This window comes from Abyssisolibacter sp. ZYX002, from assembly GCF_056892235.1.
In genome coordinates, this window is the sequence record NZ_JARMXH010000004.1 from 328,645 (window position 1) to 346,728 (window position 18,084).

The window sequence follows — 18,084 nt, forward strand, 5'->3', positions numbered from 1 at the left end:
AGAATATTAAAGATATAATTAAACAAGATATGATCAAAAAATTAGCGAGCAACAATTAACTTCTGCATGATATAAATTTTTTGATAATCATTTTGCAATTTTTAAATATTTTTATGGTTGTAGAGTTATACAACCAACTAGAAGAAATAGAAAGGAGGGAGTTTATGAAAAAACTTAAAAGAAAACATCTAAAAGGTAAAATATCAATGTTTATAGAATCATGTACACCTTGTTATTGCACTTCCAAAGATAATAAATTCAGTGAATTCATACATCCTTATTATTAGAAAATAATTTAAATATCAACTAATAATTTGTCTGAAATGTTTGTTTTATATACATTATGTATTTAAATGCGAATGTTTCAGGCATTCTTATAATTTCAAAAAAGATGGTTCTTTTGATTGTATAGTGTAAGTAAAATCGCCTATATCTTTTTAGCTATGTCTACATCTACAAAGTTAAGGGGTATCAACAATGGGTGTAAAGATATAAGCGATTTACGCAAACAGCATTCCGATTATAATATGTGTTTAGGAACAGAATTACTGTTTAAACGATTATAACATACGCAATTAGGAAATTAAGCAAAGTTACAAACGCTTAATAAACATGAAACAAATGCACAATAAACATGCAATAAATATGTAATAAATCTCTTATTCTTTAACTTTTTTAAATGAATATAGCATCCAAAGAAACGGGATGAAAGCATTACTAAACACTATTTGGGAGATTTTAAAAAGTATAAAAAATTAATTGCAGTGAACATATTTATAATGTGTGCGATTTTAGTAGAGCAGGCATAACTCCATTTTTTAAGCTTTTTCATACAAACCTTCCTTGCAAGACGAATTATAGAGTTAATTTTTATGGTCGAATATGCAAATATGATATTTAAAAATTGGTATTATTAGAAATAATATGATACAATACATTAATACAAAAAGTACTATAAATAAATTCAACGGGGGTATACATATGTTAGATACAATAGTGTGCGTGATAACTTTAATATTGTTATTGATTGTTGAATGTTTTTTATGGAATTACTTCAAAAAAAATAAAAAGAAAAACATATATCTTGTAGTAGGTGGTATGTTAGTAATTTCTATTGTTTTTATTTGCATATTAGTATATTTGTTAGTTGCTATAATACCATATCCAAACGCAAGAGGCACAAGCAAAGATGCGTGGATTAGCTTTTGGGGCAGTATAATAGGATGTTCTATAGGAGGCATTATTGGTGGTATAGTAGCATTTAAGATAATGCAATATCAGTTAAAAAAAGAGCGAGAACAGAATAGAGAACAAGCAATAGAAGATAGAAAAGAAAAAATGAAGTTAGATTTACAGATGGATACTATAAATGAGTTCACTAATATAATAGGTAATTTTAGCAAGTCGACTTTAATGATACCTCAAATGGTGAATGAGTTGCTTTTTTTACTTGATCATGAAATTTACTCAAAAGAAGAAGCAAATAGAATGATTAATGAATTTAGAAAAGAGACGTCTTTTCTACAAATTAATTGTAACAAATTAGTTGGAATATTATCGAGTAAGGCAGTTATTATTAATATGATAATAGATAAGAAGAAAGTAAAAGATGTATGTAATGGAGTTTCGTCTCAAGTTGCTAATTGTATCATATTAGGTGGTTACTTAAAAAATATTATATTATTCATTAATTTAAAAAAAGGTTGTTATTCAAGTAATGATTTTTACTATATAAATAAATTTAAAAAAAATATAGTAAATCATTATAACAATATATATATAAATAGTGCAGTTGAAAATTTAAACATTTTACTAAAAATAGGGAATTTATGCCAGAAATTTATTGGTGATATTTTCAATTTAGATTTCAATATAGATGATCGTAAATTCGATGATATGTTTCAGCCTGTTGAGTTTAATAGCTTTGACAAAGGGATGGAATCATCGGCGGATAGTAACTAAGTTATAAATTCTTTATCCTTTTATATTGACTGTGATTACTTTTTTAGTTAATGATAAATTTAAATCATAGGGGATATGTAATAGAGTTTTTGTCTTACAGAGATTAAAATGTTAGAATTATCAATAGAGGGTTTCATAATATTGATTTTCACAGAAAAATAGACATAAGCAAGGAGGAAAAAGAAATGAATGAAATAATCATCAAGACATATGATAAATATAATGAAAAAGAAATTATGGAGATATATGAAAGCGTTGGATGGATTAATTATACTAAGAAGCCTGAGATGTTAAAGAATGCATATAATAATTCGTTAAGAATTTTAGGTGCGTATAAAGATGAGAAATTAGTTGGAATTATAAGAGTTGTAGGAGATGGACATTCAATTATATATATACAAGATATATTAGTCATGCCACAATATCAAAGAATGGGTATAGGTAGTATATTATTGAAAAAGATTATGGAGCAGTATGCTAATGTGTATCAAAAAATACTTTTAACAGAAAATGAGCCTAAGACGGTTGAGTTTTATAAAAGTTTAGGATTCACAGCTGATTGTGACATGAATTGTGTTGCTTTTGCACATTACACAGTATAAGAATAGTGTTTTAATTGAAATTTATATTAATTTTTTCTGTAGAATCAGAGAGTTACATATTAAAAAGTTAAATTTATTTTTGTTAACGTAATTTTAGTTTAATACTTTGAAATTCAATATGACATGGAATTGGTTACTGTTACTATACGAACTGATTAGCATTATTATTGCTTATTATCAAAAGAAAAGCGCTTAAAGACATTTTAGCGCTTAGATTGATGACAAAGTCATCAAGATAGCAGACTTTAGTAAAAGTTCAATTTCAAGGCGTGTTAAAATTGAGTAGCAGAGCTTACTTAGAGGTAAGTGAGCAACGGAAATTTTAACAACAACGCAGAAATTGGGCTTTTGTCTACGGTCTGAGCGCTTAAAGATATTTAAGCGCTTTTTATAATGCTATAATATATACTTGAGGGACTGTATGTACGGTATAATACATATTGTAAAATGAAAGAGAGAAGATTATTAGATATAGATGTTTATTAAAACTATAAAGAGGATGATGATTTATGTTCAAACAGTATAAAACAGGTGAATTACTTAATTATTTAGATGTAACTAGAGACACTTTACGTTTCTATGAAAAGAAAGGATTATTAAACCCTAAAAAGAATAATGAAAATAATTATAGAAGTTATGATATTTTTGATGTGTATAGATTAATGATTATTGATTTTTATAAGAAAAGAGGATTGTCTATACAGCAGATTCAGTCAGTATTGGAGAAAACAAATGAGGATGAATTACAAAAAATCTTAATAGATAAGAGGAAAGAGTTAGAAAAAAGCATATTTGAGCAACAGTCTATGTTAAATAGAATCATTGAAACTCAAAACTTTAGTAGCGATTTAAACAATAAATTAAATACATTTACTGTTAAGACAATGCCCTTATACAGAGTTAACGATGAGGTATCAGATTTTGTAGCTGTAGAGGAATATAAAAATATAATAGGGATTAAATCAAATAGTGAAGATATGTTCTCAAAAATAATGAGATATGTTTCATTTGATGAAACCAGAGTTATTGATTCCAAGATACTTATTGTTGAACCTGTTAAAAAAATGGATGAAAAAGGTAAGTATATACATAGCAAAAAATGTTTATATACGGTAGTTGAAGAAATATCCGATGATAATCAAATTGATATAATGCAAGAAATGCACATTAAATCAAAGAGTTTCGCAAGGGAAAAGGGACTCAATCTAACAGGAGAAGCTTTTGCTATAATACGTTATATCATATTAGAAGAACATAATATACATGCATATATAGAAATATATATACCGTTTGAGTAAATAATGATAGAGCTAGCTATCAAACAACTTCTTGACTAGGGGGTTAGACCATACTTTATAATTTTGATTATAAGGTTTTAAGGAGGAGTTGATACAATGAAAACTATTGTAATTAATGAGTATACAGAGTTAAAGGGAAACAATGGGTTGATGGAAAGCAATAAATTTGAGAATGAATTAAGACATAGATATAACAACCCTTATATTATTGATTTATCCAAAGTTAAAGTAAAACATTGTATAGGGTGTTGGTCTTGCTGGTGGAAAACCCCAGGTAGATGTGTGTATAAAGATCTTAATCAATTTTATCATGAATATATAACTTCTGACAGAGCTGTCTATTTTGCTAAAATAACAAAGAGTTTTGTTAGTGGGAATATAAAAAACCTGCTTGATAGAATGATACCATTATATCTTCCGTATACAACTTACAAAACAGGTGAATCTATGCATGTAAAAAGATACGACAAGTATCCTGATATTGAGTTTTACTATGATGATAAATTTATAAATGAAAATGAACGTAAGGTTTTTGTAGATTATATTAATCGTGTATTTTATCAGTTCTATTCAAAAGTGATTAAAATAGCAGATATTAAAGAATATGAAAGTTATAAATTAGGGAGTGAGCAGTAATGGATACAATAATCTTAAATATGTCACCAAAAGGTAATTCAAAAAAAAGTAATTCAAAAATTATATGTGAAGAATTTGTGCGATGTATGGAAAAACCATGCGAAATAATAAACATAGCTAATTCAAACTTAGAACAAACATCACAGTATATTAGAGATTTTGATAATATTATCTTTGTACTGCCATTATATATTCATGCTATGCCTGGAATAATGATGGAATTTATAGAGTATCTAAGTCCGAGTAATACAAAAAATCAGTCAATGGGATTTATTATTCAGGCAGGATTTATTGAATCTGCTCAAGGGAAATATGTAGAAGGATATTTTGAATTATTAGCAAAGAAATTAGATTATAAATATTTAGGAACTGTATTTAAAGGGGAAGCAGCAGCAATTTATATGTTTTCTAGAATGTTTAAGAAAGTGCTGTCAAAATTTAATGAACTAGGCAAGCTATATGAACAAACTCATTCATTTGATGAAGAAATAGTGTTAGATTTAGGTAGACCTTATGAACTATCAAAATTTAAAGCACATCTATATCAGTTACTATGTGACATAGGACTGAATAATATAGGATGGCATAGAATGCTAAAAAAGAATGGTGCATATAAAAAAAGACTAGATACACCATTTTTATAAAAGAATCTTAGAAATTTATGTTCCAAAATTTCTTAAAATATTTGAACATAATGGTTTAAAATGGTATGCTTAATGTATGTTAAAAAAAAGGGGGAAAAAATTATATTAACTAGACAAAAGGCATTACAATTAATTGAAAAAAATATTTTAGAGAAAATTCTATCAAGATGGGAGCTTAAATCTTGTAGAATATCCATTCATCCTCAATATGATGGGTGTCAAAACCTCGTTTATTATCTCACCAATGATGATAGTAGGTTTGTATTACGCATATCTTTTCGTGAAGATAGGAAATTAGAACAAATACAAGCTGAAACTCATTTTATAACTTATCTTCATACTAATGGCGCATTAGTAGCATATCCAATAAAATCAAGAAATGATTGTTTAGTTGAACAGGTAAAGGTAGGAGAATTCACATTTTATTGTGTGCTTTTTAACAAAGCTAAAGGATTTAGATTACCAGATAAAAATTATAAATATAGAGAAGGCGTATCTATTGATGAATATTTTCATAACTTTGGTAAAGCATTAGGTGAAATGCATCGACTTACTAAAAACTATATACCTATTAATGATAAAGTCATGAGACCTGATTTAATAAAAAATATGAATACATTACTTATACCTAAATATTTACCAAAAGACCTAAACGTCATAAAATCTAAATTTGATATATTAATAAAAGAAGCAGAAAAACTACCCAAAAATAAAGACTCGTACGGGCTGATTCATGCAGATTTTGGCGACGGTAATTTTGTGATAGATTATGATAATGGGAATATCACAACTTTTGATTTTGATGATTCTGCATATTGTTGGTTTATGTATGATATTGCTGATGCATGGACAAAAGGGTTCGGATGGGCAATGTTTGAAGATACCGCTGAAAAGCGAAAATATAAAATGAATAATTGGTTTGATAAAATAATGAATGGTTATGCTACTGAAAATACATTGAGTGATACTTGGATATCAAAGCTACCATTTTTCTTAAAAATTATAGAAATGGAATGGTTTATAAATGAATTCCAATCTGCAATTACAAATGATGAAGATATTGAATACGATGAAGAATTACTATTTAAAGTTAAATGTATAGAAAAAGACATTTCGTATTTCGGTTTTTTTGATAAAATATATAATCATAAAAATCCTTTTTGTTTAGATAAAATATAATAAGTAGTGTTATAGATATATAATATAAGGGATTGAAATAACCCACCTGTAAATTTTTATAGGTGGGTTTGATTTACATATACTTATATTTTTAAATTACTATATTAAAAATTAATGTAGTTGTAAACATACCATATTACACTGATGTTTAGGGACTATTTATCTTCCCCTTTAAGATAATTTAAAAATGCTTTATTAACCCAAAATTCATAAGTTTCAGCTTTCAAATTTGAGTTCTTTTTCATAAATTCTTCTACAATTTTTTTAGAATCTTCAGTGACAGAAAATGTTTGTACAAAATACCTACCGTCAATAAATTTGTTATTTGTTATACTAACATAGTCTTTAAGCTGTGTATCAGAGCTGTATAATGGTACCCACCATGATTGTACTAGTAATCCTTTCTGATCTTCGCTCTTCTTTTTAGCGTATTTAAGAATAATATTGTTAAACATATCTTTCTTTTCTTTGCTTTCAAATTCAAAACTAAGGTCATACTCTTTTGAATAACATATGCTATTGCCATCATCAAGTGGTATCAGCTTAAAATCTGGATAGTCAGGTTTACCCCATTCCTTTAAGTGAACATACGCAGATGATTTTGGTTCGAATTGTACTTTAGCATTCACGTTTTCACTTTTCAATAATTCAATAAGCTGTATTGCATGACTAATGTCGCTATGAGAATAAGTTATACTTAAATCTTTATCAAAATTTGCTGTATATCTAGTGTCTTTAACATTATAACCAGTAATTATGTTTTGCTTAAGAATATCTTCTGCTATAGCCTCTAGCTTTGAAGAACTGACAAGCGAACTTTGAAGCCATGCATGATATATTTTTGAAGAAATATCTTCATCATTTATATATCCTAAATAGTTCTTATATTTTCCTTTAAAGTTGCAAGCCCTACCTAATAATAAACTTGCAAATTCAGAGTCTACAGGTTTATCATTTATTATATAATCATAAAATTTTTGAGTAATAAGTTTTGTGTCAATAGCAAGTGCAATCTCTTGTGCTTCTTGCTTGTTTGATTCATTTATCTTATAATCTATTTTTGCTTTTTCAAGTGTAGTTTTTATTTTTTCATCAGGATATGCGTATGCTAATTCTTCTAGCCCAGCAGCTCTAACCGTAAAAGATAACGCTTTTTTGCTTGTAAAACTGTTTACTTTCTGATCTTCTTCAGTATAGTTAAGTACCTTTGAAAAAGCATCCGTAAATTCCTTTTTATTAACTTTTTCTGTAAACACGATATTATAATTGTCATTAATGAACTTTGAATATTCCTTGACAATGTTTTCTAAACTAACATTAAGGTCTTTACTTGTATCTCCTAAACCAGATTCTTGTTTATTGCTTGCACAACCAACTGATAGAGAAAATACCAAAATCATAATCCCTAATAGTAATAATAAATTTTTTGTACTTTGCTTCATGTTTTTCTGCATATAAACTTTTCCTCCTAATTTTATTAATAATTAGTCAATTGCACTCTACAACCATTAGAATATACTGCGTTAAGTATGTTTATGAAAGCTATATTTAAGTTAGACTTTTATTACTTACAGTTTCTATTTTAAATGCTATAGCTCCTTATGGTGTTTTAACTATCTCTAATAATATAATCTTTTAAAATTACTTTATTTTCTATGTTCAAATTTAATATATTATTGTCAGAGTTAATATTACTTACCTAATCATAATAAGATGATTTTGTCTCTGACATATTGTTTCTAAGGTTATATTAAAAAAATTGATTTAAAATACCAATCATTATATAAATCTTGGAAACGTTACTCTAAAAACTTAAGTAATATTTTATTTTATAAATTATGCCTGTTCTAAAATGATTGAGTTTACTAATCTAGTAATTATAAAGCTATATTATTCTAGTGGAAAATTTGCTACTACATTAAAATTAAATATTGTTACTAATGGATTTGGGTATTGTTAGGCATATTGACTTTAAACATTGAATCAGAAAGAGTTTGGATTATTGATTAGTTGAACATAAAAGAATTAAATATCTATTTTCCATACATGCTTTTCATGATTAATGTCTTAATTTATTATAATTCAAATTTCGTCAGTTTTCAACATTATTTTTCCAATATTACGTTAGTGCTAGGTATAAATCTACAATATGATGAATAAATATAACCAAAACACATCACGTTTTAGTTAATAAAACAGTGTTATAGCTTATTGGGATAATATGGTTATGAAACATAAAAAAATCTAAGTATAGTTTATAATTCATACTAAGGAGGGTATTTGTGTATAGTGATATTAAAATTAATAACAAAAAGTCAGATGATATCAGTATTGTTACCGTTGTAGGATACGGTGTTGGAGGAATGGGAGAAGCAATTGCATATAATATATTTTATATGTTTTTTATTTTCTTTTTAACAAATGTAGTGGGAATTAATCCAGCAATTGCAGGAACGATATCTCTTGTAGCGGTATTATGGGACGGAATTACAGATCCATTGGTGGGGCATTATTCGGACAATTTTAAAGGAAATAGGCATGGAAAGAGAGTACCATTTATACTTTATTCATGTATTCCATTGGGGATAACTGTGTTTTTACTTTTTAACGATATAAATATGAGTTTGACAGGAAAGGCTATATACTTTACAGTTATGAACATATTATTTTGGCTGTTTTTTACGTTGACAGACATTCCATATTTATCATTAGCATCAGAGCTCACGAATGACTATGATGTTAGAACAAAATTAAGAACATCCAACACTTTGTTCGCAAATACTGGAGTGATGTTAGTTGCAAGTGGAATAGTTGTTTTTATTGACTATATAGCTGCTAACAATACTCAAATATATGCGTGGAAATTAGTAGGACTATTAATGGGAATATTGACCAGTATTGCATTTTTGGTTACTGTCTTATGTGTTAAAGGCAAAGAATTAAATAAAAGTGAATCTAGAAAGACGAAAAAAGTTGAAAAAAAATTCAATATAGCAAAAGAGTATTGTAGTCTCTTAAAGATAAAGCAATATAGAAGAGTAGTTTCCATGTCTTTTTTAATGAATTTAATGATTGGTATAAGTTCTAGTTCGATGATGTATTTTCATATCTATTCTTGTAAATTTGATAACATAGAAATATCAAAGGTAATGTTTTGGCCTATGGTTATCTATGTAGTCTGTGTCATCCCAGTAGGGAAGATAGCAACTAAGGTTGGTAAAAAGTCAGGGATGTTATTTGGTAGCATATTTATTTTGATATCATATATGATTAAATGTGTTTTACCGTTGACCTTCATAAATATAGTTATATCAAACATTATTAATATGATAGGGAATACAGCTTTCTGGATACTCATATATGCTATGAATTATGATATTGTAGAGATAGATGAGTTTAAATCAGGTACTAGAAGGGACGGCAAGTTAGTATCGCTGAACAGTTTCTTGATGAAAGCAGGAGTTGCATTGGGAATGTGGCTTACTGGTATAACGTTGTCGTTAGCTAAGTTTAATCCAGATACAGCAAATACAGATAAATTTGCAAGTCAAATGAAATTGATAGCAGCAGGAATACCATTAGTATTATCAATATTGATGATATTAGCTTGTTGTTTATATAGAGTAGATAAAAATAAATTTAACGCTTTAAAGAAATCTCTAGAATTAAAAAAACAAGGTAAAGAATACTTTACCAAAGGGTTTGACGATATACTTTGATTTAAAATCAAGTTATTTCAAATTATATATCTAATAGTATCTAGGGATACAGTATGAGACAGATAGTTATGTTAATATAATAATGCAAAAACGAAAATGAATATCAATATCAATAAACGAGAGGTGAAATATGCGAAAATATTTATTTGTTTTATCAGTGTTAAGTGTAAGCTTATTATTTGGGTGTAGTAAAACTACAGAAACAAATTCAATTTTAGAAAATAAGATAACGGTGGTTTTACCTAAATCGCCTGCATCTATTCCAGTGATTAGAATGATAGAAACTAATGCACTTGGTGATAATGTAAAAATTGATTTACAACTATACTCAGATATGGAGAAGATGATGGCAATAGCAACTGGTAATAAATATAGTTATTTAGGGGTACCTATTCATACAGCAGCTACTTTAAATAATAAGGGTTTAGATGTAAAATTATTAAACGTTATGCTATGGGGAGGAATGTGCCTAAGCACAACTGATTCTAGTTGCAATGAATGGAAAGATATTAAGGGAAAACAATTATTTGTACCATCAAAAGGTTCTGTTCCCGATATAATGACACAGTATTTTCTAAGAAAATTAGGTAATATAACACCAGATGAGCTTGAAATTGTGTACTCAAACCATGTAGAAATAGCACAGCTGATTAAATCAGGTAAGATTCATTATGCTATAGACGCACAACCATTTGTTACATTTAACAAGAAGAATATTAAAAATTATAGAGTTATTTGTGATTTTAGTGATGCTTGGAATAAAACAGAGGGGAATGAGTATATCATACCTAATTTTGGGATAGCCGTTAATGGTGAATTTTTAAATCAGAACCAAGAACAAGTTAAAGCATTTAATCAGGAATTGGAAAAAGCTATACAATGGACAATCAATAATCCAAGTAAAGCAGGCTATTTAGCAGAGAAATATTTAAATGCTAATAGGGAACTGATAGAAGCAGCAATTCCAGCATTCTATTTTGTTTATAAAGATTCATCAAAAGCAAAAAAAGATATAGAACAATATTTTGATGTACTTATTAGATTCAAACCTGAAAGTATCGGAGGAAAAATACCAAATGAAAAATTCTACTATAAAAATGAGTAAAGTTTCTAGAAAAAGGCAAAAACATTTTAAAACTGGAACATTATTGACCATATGTTTACTCTTAGCTATTTGGAAGGTGATATCAGTAGGTAATTCGCCAATAATTTTACCTAGCCCTAAATTAACTCTCATGGCGTTAATAGATATTATTCAAAGTGATAGATTCTGCACAGAAGTGTTAGTTACAGCTCAAAGATTTTTAATTGGAGTTTCTGGATCAATAGTTATTGGAAGTATTTTAGGCATATTGATAGGTAGTAGCAGACTAGTTAAAAGTTTTATAGAACCCTTGATACATCTCATTCAAGCCACTCCTCCAATTTTGTATATGACTATTGCAATGATATGGTTTGGACTTGATGGTAGAGCGACAATATTTATTATATTCTTAGCAAGTATACCTATTATGGCAATTTGTATTAAAGAGGGATTTGATAATATTGATAAAAGATTAATAGAGATGGGCTGTATTTTTAAATTTACTAAATTTAAAATAATTAAAGAAATAGTACTACCTTCATTAAGGTCTTACTTCAAGTCAGGAATTGATATAATAATAGGTTATGGATGGAAACTTGTGATTATGGGAGAAGTGTTAAGTTCAAATTCGGGATTAGGCTCCCAAATAACAGATGCAAGAATGAATCTTCAGACGGATAAGGTATTTGCTTGGGGATTTATAGTAATGCTACTATGTTTTATTTCACAAAAAATAATATCGATAATAGCAAATAGAAAAATTAGATGGAGGAAATGCTATGATATTAAAAATGGATAATGTGCATAAGAAATTTAAAAATATAAAGGTGTTAGAAAACTTTTCTATGGAGGTTTATAAAGAAGAAATTGTTTGTATTATTGGACCTTCAGGATGTGGAAAATCAACTATTTTAAATACTATATCTGGACTTATTGTACCTTCTTTAGGAAAAGTAACTAATAATAGTTTAGATATAAGTTATGTTTTCCAGGAAGACAGACTTCTTCCTTGGAAAAATGTTTTTGAAAATATTAGAATAGTAAATAAAAATAGCTCAAAGAAAAAGTGTTTAGACTTGATTGAAAAAGTTGGTTTAAAAGGGTTTGAAGGATATTATCCATATGAGTTGAGTGGTGGAATGCGACAAAGATGCTCTATAGCTAGAGCTTTTAATTATCAAGCTGAATTGCTTTTGATGGATGAACCGTTTAAGTCTTTAGATTATAATTTAAGATTTGACATGATACAATATCTTTTAAGGCTTTGGCAAATTAAAAAGAAAGCTATAATTTTTGTTACACATGAAATTGATGAAGCACTTATGTTGGGAGATAGGATACTGTTATTAACTAATAGACCAACAAAAGTATATAAAGATTTTAAAATTAAAAAATCTAAAGAAACAAGAAGTTTAACTGACCAAGGTTTAGTTGCAATAAGAAATGAAATTATTAGTTTAATGCATGGCCAATACAAGAATATAGATAAAATATCTTGTAAAAGGGCACATGTTTAAAATTATATATATTAGAAGACTCTTAATGGATAACTCATTGAGAGTTTTTTTAGTTAATAAAATAGTATTCAGATAAAACACAACAAAATGGAAGTGTTCTATAATGATAAAATTTGTTCTAATCTTTTTAAATCTATGATTTCAATTTTTAGTTTATTAAAAGAGATGATACCATCTGTCTGAAGCTTTTTTAATTCTCTTGAGAGAGAAGTCCTTGAAATATCCATATATTCTGCCCAAGCTTTTTTTGAAAATGGTAATGTTATAGTTTTGGTATTGTTGATTTTAAAATCATGGACTAAGTAACCTGCAATTTTTTCTTTAATGGAATTTAAACTTAATATTCCAATTTTATGTTTTAAGTCTAGTGTTAAATTTGAGATTGATTCTACATAATTTAGCATAAAAGTATTGCTTAGTGTAAACAGCATTTGAAGATTAGTTTTGCTTAAAAATAGAATTTCACATGATTTATTGACGCAGGCAGTAGCTGGATAATACTGATGTGTAGAGAATATTGAAGGTGCAGCTATTGAATCAAATCTTACTTTTCTATCTAGTATGATTACTTTTCCATCAGGAAATAATTTTTGAATATCAACAGAACCAGATAGTATAATACCCATTTTATTTGCAATTTGAAAAGGTGAAAAAATGATTTCATCTTCTTCATAGCGTACAATTCTATAGTTGATTTTAGATAGAAGTTCGTTTATTTTTTCATGAGAAATATTTTTAAATAAATTACATTTTGTTAGTAACGATGAAAGATTATTCATAAAAAATCTCCTTAAATAATTTGAGTGTATCATAGGATACTCTTATTTTATGTATATTGTACTATAATAAACATGTAAAGTAAATGAAAATCAATATCATTTATATAAAAGATGTACCCGAGGATAGATATTTGCGTATTGGAGGTGATATAGTGATAGCAAATACAAATGAAATTAACAGTATCCTTCAGATGAAAGGTTATAAATTTACATCACAACGAAGGGCAGTTCTAGAAATTATTTTAATAAACCATGAAAAGCATTTAAGTGCTGAAGAAATATATGAAGAAGTAAGAAAAAGAATTTCTGATATTGGATTTGCAACTATTTATAGAACTCTTGATTTATTTGAGAAAATTGGGATTATACAACATGTTTCTTTTGGAGATGGGTGCAAAAGATATCATATAGCAACTCTTGATAAAAAAAAGAGGCATTACCATCTAATTTGCGATATTTGTGGGGATATTACTGATATTCATGAAGATTTTATAGAGATTTTTGAAGAGGACATTATATCTGAAACAGGCTTCATTATAACGAACCATGAAGTTCAACTATTTGGGATATGTAAAAAATGTGCTAATAAAATGAAAATGAGAGGATAAAAAAGGATTGAATATATATAAGAAGGAGGAAAAGATGTATAGCATAGGCTTAGATATAGGATATTCATCCATAAAAATAACATTGATTAATGATAAAAATGAGATTGAATATAGTAAATATTTGCTTCATAAAGGGAGAATAAGAGAGGAAATAAAAAATGTACTTCAAGACATGTTGAAAAATTTCAGCGCCAAAGATATTCATTTTGGGACTATTACTGGTAATGGTGGGAAATTCTTAACAAAGAATAATGACATAGTTTATGTTAATGAAGTCACAGCAATTGTTGAAGGTAGTGTTGAAACAGATAAAAATATTAAATCAATTATTGAAATTGGTGGCGAAAGTGCAAAATATATTACCAATTTTAATAGAAAAGATAAATCGACGATAGAAATTTCCATAAATTCAAATTGCTCTGCGGGAACAGGGTCTTATTTAGAAGAACAAATGTCAAGATTAAATCTAAGGCTTGAAGATTACTCCACTTACTCAGCTAGAGCTAAATCTATACCAAGGATAGCTGGTAGATGCAGTGTATTTGCTAAAACAGATATCACACATCATCAGCAGGAAGGTGTGCCAGTTGAAGATATTTTGTTAGGACTTGCATATGCTGTAGTAAGAAATTATAAAGGAACAGTTATGAAAAAACTGCCAGTCAAAAAACCAATTCTCTTTATAGGAGGAGTAACAAGTAATCAAGGGATTGCTACTGCTTTAAAAGATGTGCTGAAATTAGATGCTCAAGATTTAATTATTCCTAAATATTCTGGCAATATTGGGGCTTACGGATCAGCTATACTAGCTAAGAAAGATAGAAACAGAATAAATTTATCAAACCTATTGGATAAAATAGATTGTTTTGAAGATAGTATTGAAGATGATAGTGAGATTAAGTTACAAGAGTTATTGCCTTTTGGGGAGAAAGATAGTGTAGATAAACATGTGTGCAAGACTTTTGATATTAAGAAAGAGAGTATAAATTGTTATTTGGGTATAGACGTAGGTTCTACAAGTACAAATCTTGTTTTTATGGATGAAGAAAATGATATACTATCTCATAAATACTTGAGGACTTTAGGTAACCCTGTTGAAGCGATAAGGAAGGGATTAAAGGAATTAAAAGATGAATTCGAAGATCGTGTGAATGTTATAGGAGTTGGGACAACAGGCTCTGGTAGGTATATGATAGGCGAGCTTATTGGAGCAGATGTGATTAAAGATGAAATAACAGCTCAAGCTAAAGCGGCGACCACAATAGATAGTAGTGTAGACACTATATTTGAAATTGGAGGCCAAGATTCTAAATATATTAGTATAGAAGATGGCGTTGTAAAGGATTTTCAAATGAATAAGATATGTGCAGCAGGGACAGGTTCTTTTATTGAAGAACAAGCCAAAAAATTTGATATTGATATTAATGATTTTGGAAGTTTAGCACTTGATAGTAAACATCCAATTAATCTTGGTGAAAGATGTACAGTTTTTATTGAAACCTGTATTGCAGCTAATTTATCTAAAGGAAAAAAACTAGAAGATATTGCATCTGGATTATGTTACTCAATTATGAAGAATTATCTTTCGAGAGTAGTTGGAAAAAAGAAAGTAGGAAAAAAGATTTTCTTCCAAGGAGGAGTAGCTTATAATCAAGGGGTTGTGAATGCTTTTAGAGCTCTTAGTGAAAAAGATATTGTTATTCCACCATTTTTCAGTGTAACAGGTGCTTATGGGGTTGCTATATTGACAAAGGAAGAAATGGGAAACAGTCAAACCAAATTTAAAGGATATGATATTGAAAAACAGGAGGGATTTGTTAAAAGAAGAAATGAAAACAAACTAAAAGCAAGTAATAAATCACAATTCAATGAAAAAACGAGCGAATTATTATTTAAAAGCTATGATGATAAGTTGGATGATAAAAAGAAAATCATAGGTATACCAAGAGCACTTTTTAATTACAGTATGTTTTCAATGTTTTATGGTGTTTTCAAAGAATTAGGATTTAATGTATTATTAACAGATTCCACTAGTGAAGAAACTATTAAATTAGGACAACAATATACGATGGATGAAGCCTGTTACCCTATGAAAATAATCATGGGTCATGTTGCAGAACTTGTTGAGAAGAAAGTTGACTATATATTTTTCCCAGATTTATTTTCTGTTGATCATCCAGGTTCTCCTAGTAGAGTTAACTATGGATGTGCTTATATGCAAATGGCATTTAAAGTTGTTAATCAAGCAATGGACCTTAAGAATAAAGGGATTGAAATGTTATCTCCAACGATAGGCTTTAACCTTGGAAAGAAATTTATGATGAATAGCTTTGCAAAAATGGGCAAACAGCTAAACAAAACTCCAGAGCAAATGTCAGTAGCACTTCAAAAAGGAATGATGGATTTTAACAGGTTTGAGGAAAGACTCTGCGAAAATGGAAAGAAAGTATTAGAAACAATTAGACCTGATGAAAAAGCATTTGTGATAATTTCCAAAATGTATGGTGTAGCTGATCCTATATTAAATATGGGAATACCTTCAAAGCTAATGGATATGGGGTATAAAGTAGTATCTTTTTATGATTTGCCTGAAGGGGATATATCCAAAGAACATCCCAATATGTTTTGGCCATTTGGACAACATATACTAGAACCTACAAAGTTTGTAAAGCAACACCCCAACTTATATGCAATTTTGCTTACACATCATGGTTGTGGACCCGATTCAGTTTTATCTCATTACTTTAAGGAAGAAATGGATGGAAAGCCATATTTGCATATTGAGGTAGATGAACATTCGTCAGGAGTTGGAATTATTACTAGAGTTGAAGCTTTCATAAATAGCTTAAAAGGTATAACAGTAAAAAATGCAGAACCAATAGAAAATTATTTGGAAAAAATAGATCATAAAGATGTAAATATTAAAAATAGTATTAAAGAACTAAAAGAAAAATCAGTAGTTTATTTGCCTTATATGTATCCTTATTCAGAAATTTTTAAAGAGATACTTCTAAAGAAAGGCATTAGTGCCAAAGTATTACCTATTACAACTAAGGTATCTGTAGACAAAGGAAGAAGATTTGCAATCACTGAAGAATATTTTTCTCTAATAGCATTGATAGGAGATGTTTTCAATGAGTTTAGAGGAATAAAAAATTTCGAAAGAAATAACTTAGCTCTATTTATTCCTCAAAACGAAGGAACTGAAACAGATGGACAATATGCTCGATTGTTGAGAACAAAATTAGATGAAGAAGGATTTGAAAATGTAGAGATAATATCGCCATTTATAGAAGATATTTTGTATAAGGAAGAAAAAGACGTCAAAGAAATATGCTTAGGATTGTTAGCAGGAGATATTGTTAGAACTGCACATAAAAAGACTAGAGAAAAATATTTGCTAAAGGTGATTGATTTTATAAAAAATGGTTGTTTTAAGATAAATAAATTACAAATATTAGCGAAAGAAGTCTATCATGAGTTAAAAACAACAAGTTATAAAAAAAGACTCTTAGCAGTTGGTGAAACTATAGTTTTGTATAATGATTTTTTAAACAACTTAACATTCAGCAATCTCGAAGATAAAGAGCATAGAATTGTTTATAGTCCATTTAGTGAAACTATGGTAATGCTCTGGAGTGACTTTGCAAAGCAGAATAATATTGATAAAACATCTTTATATTATCAAAGACTCAATGAATTTAAAAATTCCATCAAAACTATTTCTGAAGCTTTATTAGAAGAAAGTCCGTTTGAAAAAGATTTTAATAAACTTATTTCTATTGCAGATACAACAGTTGGATATTATTCAGGTGCAAATGGAAGATATAGACAAGCTAAAGTGTTAGGAGAACTAGAAAGGATTGATGGAATAATAACTGTAGCTTCTATGTATGAAAATACAAGTATTGTGATGAATGCGTTATATAAAGGGTTCAGTAAAAATAAAACACCATTGCTTAATTTAGTGTTTGATGGAAACAAAAATGAAAATGATGAAACAAAAATAGAGTCTTTTATATATTATTTATAAATTAAAATGAAAGGAGAATAAAA

15 protein-coding genes are annotated in these 18,084 nt (G+C 28.2%); 13 read left to right on the forward strand and 2 right to left on the reverse strand.

Annotated elements, in window-relative coordinates:
- Positions 1 to 164 precede the first annotated feature (164 nt).
- From P3X86_RS14025 to P3X86_RS14055, 7 genes are all read left to right on the forward strand, one after another.
- Positions 165 to 287, forward strand: a complete 123-nt coding sequence (locus P3X86_RS14025) for a hypothetical protein (protein ID WP_483293329.1) — start codon at positions 165 to 167, stop codon at positions 285 to 287.
- A gap of 694 nt (positions 288 to 981) precedes the next feature.
- Complete coding sequence (locus tag P3X86_RS14030; RefSeq protein ID WP_483293330.1) at positions 982 to 1,962, forward strand: hypothetical protein; 981 nt, start codon at positions 982 to 984, stop codon at positions 1,960 to 1,962.
- 185 nt (positions 1,963 to 2,147) lie between these two features.
- Positions 2,148 to 2,564 (forward strand): GNAT family N-acetyltransferase, encoded by a 417-nt coding sequence (locus tag P3X86_RS14035; protein WP_483293331.1) that lies wholly within the window; start codon positions 2,148 to 2,150, stop codon positions 2,562 to 2,564.
- A gap of 509 nt (positions 2,565 to 3,073) precedes the next feature.
- Entirely contained in the window at positions 3,074 to 3,862 is a 789-nt protein-coding gene (locus tag P3X86_RS14040; protein ID WP_483293332.1) for a MerR family transcriptional regulator, read from the forward strand.
- A 96-nt stretch (positions 3,863 to 3,958) separates the two neighbouring features.
- Entirely contained in the window at positions 3,959 to 4,498 is a 540-nt protein-coding gene (locus P3X86_RS14045) for a flavodoxin family protein (protein ID WP_483293333.1), read from the forward strand.
- Complete coding sequence (locus P3X86_RS14050) at positions 4,498 to 5,142, forward strand: NAD(P)H-dependent oxidoreductase (protein WP_483293334.1); 645 nt, start codon at positions 4,498 to 4,500, stop codon at positions 5,140 to 5,142. Before P3X86_RS14045 ends, P3X86_RS14050 begins: the two co-directional genes overlap by 1 nt.
- Positions 5,143 to 5,214: 72 nt before the next feature.
- Entirely contained in the window at positions 5,215 to 6,321 is a 1,107-nt protein-coding gene (locus P3X86_RS14055) for a phosphotransferase enzyme family protein (protein ID WP_483293335.1), read from the forward strand.
- A 155-nt stretch (positions 6,322 to 6,476) separates the two neighbouring features.
- Here P3X86_RS14055 and P3X86_RS14060 read toward each other — a convergent pair whose 3' ends face one another.
- Positions 6,477 to 7,775 carry a hypothetical protein gene (locus P3X86_RS14060; protein WP_483293336.1) on the reverse strand — a complete coding sequence of 433 codons (1,299 nt, stop codon included), beginning with the start codon at positions 7,773 to 7,775 and terminating at the stop codon, positions 6,477 to 6,479.
- Positions 7,776 to 8,603: 828 nt separating this feature from the next.
- Between P3X86_RS14060 and P3X86_RS14065 the strand changes: the two genes are divergently transcribed.
- From P3X86_RS14065 to P3X86_RS14080, 4 genes are all read left to right on the forward strand, one after another.
- On the forward strand, positions 8,604 to 10,040 hold the full coding sequence (locus P3X86_RS14065; RefSeq protein WP_483293337.1) for an MFS transporter: 1,437 nt from the start codon (positions 8,604 to 8,606) through the stop codon (positions 10,038 to 10,040).
- Between the two features lie 130 nt (positions 10,041 to 10,170).
- On the forward strand, positions 10,171 to 11,145 hold the full coding sequence (locus tag P3X86_RS14070; protein ID WP_483293338.1) for an ABC transporter substrate-binding protein: 975 nt from the start codon (positions 10,171 to 10,173) through the stop codon (positions 11,143 to 11,145).
- The gene (locus P3X86_RS14075) at positions 11,117 to 11,923 is read left to right on the forward strand and encodes an ABC transporter permease (protein ID WP_483293339.1); all 807 of its coding nucleotides are present in this window, start codon (positions 11,117 to 11,119) and stop codon (positions 11,921 to 11,923) included. The genes P3X86_RS14070 and P3X86_RS14075 overlap by 29 nt, the downstream gene beginning before the upstream one ends.
- On the forward strand, positions 11,904 to 12,641 hold the full coding sequence (locus P3X86_RS14080) for an ABC transporter ATP-binding protein (protein ID WP_483293340.1): 738 nt from the start codon (positions 11,904 to 11,906) through the stop codon (positions 12,639 to 12,641). The genes P3X86_RS14075 and P3X86_RS14080 overlap by 20 nt, the downstream gene beginning before the upstream one ends.
- A 98-nt stretch (positions 12,642 to 12,739) precedes the next feature.
- On the opposite strand, the gene P3X86_RS14085 is transcribed toward P3X86_RS14080, so the two are convergent.
- Positions 12,740 to 13,420: a Crp/Fnr family transcriptional regulator gene (locus P3X86_RS14085; RefSeq protein ID WP_483293341.1), complete on the reverse strand. Its 681-nt coding sequence runs from the start codon at positions 13,418 to 13,420 to the stop codon at positions 12,740 to 12,742.
- A gap of 152 nt (positions 13,421 to 13,572) precedes the next feature.
- Between P3X86_RS14085 and P3X86_RS14090 the strand changes: the two genes are divergently transcribed.
- Both P3X86_RS14090 and P3X86_RS14095 read left to right on the forward strand, forming a co-directional pair.
- Positions 13,573 to 14,028 (forward strand): Fur family transcriptional regulator, encoded by a 456-nt coding sequence (locus tag P3X86_RS14090; RefSeq protein WP_483293342.1) that lies wholly within the window; start codon positions 13,573 to 13,575, stop codon positions 14,026 to 14,028.
- Positions 14,029 to 14,062: 34 nt separating this feature from the next.
- Positions 14,063 to 18,061: an ROK family protein gene (locus P3X86_RS14095; protein ID WP_483293343.1), complete on the forward strand. Its 3,999-nt coding sequence runs from the start codon at positions 14,063 to 14,065 to the stop codon at positions 18,059 to 18,061.
- Positions 18,062 to 18,084: the final 23 nt, after the last annotated feature.

What these genes read in the sequence shown, in the direction of transcription:
- P3X86_RS14055 (WP_483293335.1), top strand. Translation starts at nt 5,215, where the DNA reads ATGTATGTTAAAAAAAAGGGGGAAAAAATTATATTAACTAGACAAAAG.
- P3X86_RS14035 (WP_483293331.1), top strand. Translation starts at nt 2,148, where the DNA reads ATGAATGAAATAATCATCAAGACATATGATAAATATAATGAAAAAGAA.
- P3X86_RS14070 (WP_483293338.1), top strand. Translation starts at nt 10,171, where the DNA reads ATGCGAAAATATTTATTTGTTTTATCAGTGTTAAGTGTAAGCTTATTA.
- P3X86_RS14025 (WP_483293329.1), top strand. Translation starts at nt 165, where the DNA reads ATGAAAAAACTTAAAAGAAAACATCTAAAAGGTAAAATATCAATGTTT.
- P3X86_RS14060 (WP_483293336.1), bottom strand. Translation starts at nt 7,775, where the DNA reads ATGCAGAAAAACATGAAGCAAAGTACAAAAAATTTATTATTACTATTA.
- P3X86_RS14050 (WP_483293334.1), top strand. Translation starts at nt 4,498, where the DNA reads ATGGATACAATAATCTTAAATATGTCACCAAAAGGTAATTCAAAAAAA.
- P3X86_RS14095 (WP_483293343.1), top strand. Translation starts at nt 14,063, where the DNA reads ATGTATAGCATAGGCTTAGATATAGGATATTCATCCATAAAAATAACA.
- P3X86_RS14080 (WP_483293340.1), top strand. Translation starts at nt 11,904, where the DNA reads ATGATATTAAAAATGGATAATGTGCATAAGAAATTTAAAAATATAAAG.
- P3X86_RS14045 (WP_483293333.1), top strand. Translation starts at nt 3,959, where the DNA reads ATGAAAACTATTGTAATTAATGAGTATACAGAGTTAAAGGGAAACAAT.
- P3X86_RS14085 (WP_483293341.1), bottom strand. Translation starts at nt 13,420, where the DNA reads ATGAATAATCTTTCATCGTTACTAACAAAATGTAATTTATTTAAAAAT.
- P3X86_RS14040 (WP_483293332.1), top strand. Translation starts at nt 3,074, where the DNA reads ATGTTCAAACAGTATAAAACAGGTGAATTACTTAATTATTTAGATGTA.
- P3X86_RS14030 (WP_483293330.1), top strand. Translation starts at nt 982, where the DNA reads ATGTTAGATACAATAGTGTGCGTGATAACTTTAATATTGTTATTGATT.
- P3X86_RS14075 (WP_483293339.1), top strand. Translation starts at nt 11,117, where the DNA reads ATGAAAAATTCTACTATAAAAATGAGTAAAGTTTCTAGAAAAAGGCAA.